Origin of the sequence: Asaia lannensis NBRC 102526 (assembly GCF_024054035.1) — a bacterium.
Classification (GTDB): domain Bacteria; phylum Pseudomonadota; class Alphaproteobacteria; order Acetobacterales; family Acetobacteraceae; genus Asaia; species Asaia lannensis.
This window is the reverse complement of the sequence record NZ_JAMXQU010000019.1, coordinates 1-3,577: the sequence shown is the minus strand read 5'-3', so window position 1 is coordinate 3,577 and position 3,577 is coordinate 1. Positions and strand designations below refer to the sequence as shown.

Genomic DNA, 3,577 nt, shown 5'->3' with positions numbered 1-3,577 from the left:
GCTTACCATCGCCAACTCCCAGTCACAGAACATCCTCTCACTCTTCCAGTAAAATAAAACAGGCCCCTCGCCTCCAACAGCAAGGGGCCTGCCCTGACGGCACATCTAAAAAATCAACGTTGTGTCTGCACAGTGCTATTGGCCACATCGTTCTTGGCAAGAACGAGAGGTGGGAAAGCAACCCAGGCCTGTATCTTGTCGTAGCAAGCCGCCATCATATCATCGATGCCGGTATTTTCCTTGTTCTTCTCCAGACCAGGATAAAATGTCTGCATTGGCCGCAATGGCAGAACATGTGCCAGCATTTTGGAAATACCGCCGGGTGAGATGGAATAACCAATCAGCCCGTGAGCACGCAGCAAGCCAAACAGCAATGACTGCCCCGATTTTTTTCTGAAATCCTGTTTGTATTTCAAAAGATTTTGGTGATCAAAGCGCGACGTGCAATAAAATCCTGTCTCCGCATTTCTAAATGTGAGGTGGGCATCTGTGTTGTATCCCCACAAAACCAGATCCCAATCTTCAGGCAGCGTGGCCAAGAGGTCAGTGCTTTTTTCATTGAAACTCTCGCTGATGATCGCATCATCTTCGAAAACTGTGCATCCCTGCCCTTCTTGCAGGGCGTTCGTCCATATCGTGAGATGAGACATGGCGCAGCCAAGCGCTCCAACGCTGTATTGCAAAGCGGGATCCAGGATCTTCTGCGCAATAAGCACTGCGCGATCAAGCCTCAGACCGTCGATTGCCTCAAAAATCCGTACATCTGTGAAGGTAGGATTTTCGCGGCGAAAGGCCTCTAGTCGTTCAGGCGTGCGTGCGAGTGTGATAAGCCATTTGTTCATACGTTCCGTTTCCACACACTCTAATTCTGATGAACAGAAACTTTTTGAATCACGAAAACATAACCGCGAGTCGATGAAAGACGTGGACCGCGAAAGCGCATCTCCACCTGCGGCGCCCGGAGTCAGCTCTATCGTTATCTAGCCCGTTGCCGGACGATAGCGTACGACCTCAGTAAGGCCCGGAGAGCCCTTGATTATCAACCTAGCCAATGTTTCGGTTGTGAAGCCAAAAGGCGGAAGTGAAAAATCGAGGCGACCACCTCGGATATGTTTACCATCAACTTTGTCTTCGTTGATGATGGGATAGTCAGGCAGCATATAATTAACCAGAATTATTTCTCGGTATCGCGAGATATTAATAATCGCCCTGATAATCGACTGATTTGAGAGATGTTGCAATACATCTTTCACGATAACCAAATCCCCATCAGCGGCGGGAACCTGCTCGACAAGATTGATTACGCCGAAATGCACATTCGTCAGATTGGAGTAGGTACGTTTATTTACAGCAATAACTTCGTACACAAGATCCATCGCGACGAACATTGTGTCCGGGCAACGCCGTGCGATTTCGGCCCCTACTCGGAAATCTCCACAGCCAATATCTAGCACTGTCCGGATTTTGTTGCGTATAATATAGTGACAGATAAAGTTTATATAATCACTACATTTATCAGGATCTGACCCAACCCCCGAATATACGCGACCGGAACTTCCCCAATCATTGTTTCTGTAAATCTGCTGAAATACAGATTGCAATCCATGATCTTCCGTCGATACGAGAGGAAATGCAGCGCACCTATCGCGTAGCTCAGCAAGGTGTTCGATATGGCCATTGCTAAGAATCGCACGGCAGGCGAGCGAATAGGTATCTAACCGCGACCAGATATTGGCTTCGTCTATTTCTTTTAGGACTGGCCACGACATACTTTCCCACAGATGGAAAACGTATGCGTCCGGAAAAGCGACAGCCTGCTCGAAAAGCGAGGAAAGCCCTGCTCCGTCCCAGGAAGGTACAAAGAAAGCTTCCGGAGCAAGAATGGCCCCCAGACCAGGTCGCGCTGCATTCAGAAGGTGGGGCATCTTTGTCGAAGAATGCGCCCAATACCGGGAGTCGAAATGCTTGTAGCTGTCCCACCATGCAGCCATGAACGGGGCGTCTGGTGGGGAGAGTATAACTGAATTGCCGAGACTTTCGGCTTCCACCCTTGGATCTGTTGAGATGAGCTCGCGAGCCATAACAGTTTGCGTCGCGGAGAAGAGGGGTTCCAGACTTTTGAGGGTGATCGTATCCAGGTCGAGATAAATTCCACCGTATGCCCGCAAGACACTCATTCTGATGATATCTGACTGATGAGCAGGATGCATGACCGGATTACCAAAAATACGCTGCGGCGCAGGTACGATCACAATATCCGCTATATGCTTTACTGCCTCCCAATAGGGCCCTTCACGTTCGGCGATGCACCAGAGGACAATCCTGAACCCCGGATGATGAGTCGCTGCGGAAAGCACAGCCATATAATGACTGAAGCCAAAAGACCTGATACCAGGCGGCTTTTTCTCGGAAAAGTAATTCACGTCATCAAAGACGACTTTTTCAGGGGTGGTCTCGACAAAATGAATAAGCTTGGGGAAAGCTCCAGCTTCATTCGAGCAGATAGGACGACATGCACTTTTGCTCAGGCAATCATCGAAAAGCTGCCTGACATTGATACACGCATAGTCAAATGACTCATCGACAGCTCCAACAGACTTGAAAACGTCTTCTGGTAGCCGGCCAACAACCAGCGGCGGGAATGAGACATGCGCAGCCATAGCACCATGTTCGATCAAACTCGAAAAGAGGGTGCTGAGAGAGACGCCCCTCATCTCGCGCCCCGCCAGCTTGCTTCTGTAGCTATATTCTCGGATTGGCAGCGAATTCATCAGGATCGATGCGCCACGTGGCGAAACCGTATATCCGGACATTCCCTCGATCGCGCTCAGTTTCAAGAGCAACGCAGGGGTTTTACGCTCTCCCAAAGGACCTGTAGGGCCGGTTGATGGATGGTCGTCACATTTGAGGATACAGTCACCCATCTGATTGGGCATTTTGACAATCATCAGGCCGTTGTAATCAACGCCCCAAACAATCAGGTCCCAATCCTCGGGAAGCGTCTGCAAGAGCGCGTTCGCCAGTTCCTCAAAATTATCTGGTATCGATGATTTATCGCTGAAGATTGTGCGCGGCACACCGTCAGCAACACACTGACTCCACTGAATGACATGGGAAAAGATTTCGGCCACCTGATCGTCCGACGCCCGGATATTAACATCCAGAAGGCCGTTCTCCACCATATAACTGCGGTCGAGTGCAAGCACGTCAAATGACGGTACCACTTCCAGATTGTCAGCCGCAGGATTTCTTTTTCTGAACTTTCTCAGTGTTTCAGCATCTGCTTTGAAGATCACGCGAAGAACCATCGTCCTGCTTCCGTATCGACTCGTACTGTGAAAGTGCTGTCTGGCCATTGCCACATGGATCTCAAGACAGTCGGATTTGTCTTTGTATGACCGAGGATCACAGCCGAGACAACACTCCTCTACTCGAGCGCAGGCCATGTCTTGATGATGGATTCCCCTGAGATCGTTAATGAGACGTATCGGTCATCTCTGTTTGCTGTATCGTCTGTGGTCTGATCAAGCTTGATGGCTGTACGGGTATCATCTGGGTTCTTCCATTCTGGTAATCT

At 49.7% G+C, this 3,577-nt stretch carries 2 protein-coding genes; both read right to left on the bottom strand.

From position 1 onward, the window contains the following. Positions 1–113: 113 nt before the first annotated feature. Positions 114–842, bottom strand: a complete 729-nt coding sequence (locus tag NF685_RS14200; RefSeq protein ID WP_252850133.1) for a glycosyltransferase family 25 protein — start codon at positions 840–842, stop codon at positions 114–116. A 138-nt stretch (positions 843–980) separates the two neighbouring features. Beyond that, positions 981–3,308, bottom strand: a complete 2,328-nt coding sequence (locus tag NF685_RS14195) for a glycosyltransferase (protein ID WP_252850132.1) — start codon at positions 3,306–3,308, stop codon at positions 981–983. Positions 3,309–3,577: the final 269 nt, after the last annotated feature.